This window comes from Oryzibacillus soli, assembly GCF_051594765.1.
In the GTDB taxonomy this organism is placed as follows: domain Bacteria; phylum Bacillota; class Bacilli; order Paenibacillales; family NBRC-103111; genus Paenibacillus_AR.
The window spans coordinates 1-322 of record NZ_JBPPGJ010000116.1 but is presented as its reverse complement, the minus strand read 5'-3'; the positions used below and the strand labels follow the sequence as shown (position 1 = coordinate 322).

Genomic DNA, 322 nt, shown 5'->3' with positions numbered 1-322 from the left:
TGGCCGCCGCCTTGACCTTCACGGCGCTGGTAGCCGCCTTGGCCCCCTTGGCCGCCGCCTTGACCTTCACGGCGCTGGTAGCCGCCTTGACCTCCCTGGCCGGCGCCTTGACCTTTACGGCGCTGGTAGCCTCCTCGGCATCCCTGGCCGCCACCCCGCCCTTCACGGCGCTGGTAGCCGCCTTGGCCCCCTTGGCCGCCGCATTGACCTTCACGGCGCTGGTAGCAGCCTTGGCCCACTTGGCCGCCGCCTTGACACTCACGGCGCTGGTAGCAGCCTTGGCGCCCTTGGCCGCCGACGTGACCTTCCCGGCGCTGGTAGC

At 71.4% G+C, this 322-nt stretch carries 1 protein-coding gene; it reads right to left on the bottom strand.

Annotated elements, in window-relative coordinates; genetic code table 11:
* Positions 1-322: hypothetical protein (locus ACSEXW_RS28405; protein WP_438449525.1), on the bottom strand; the 322-nt coding region annotated here is incomplete at both ends.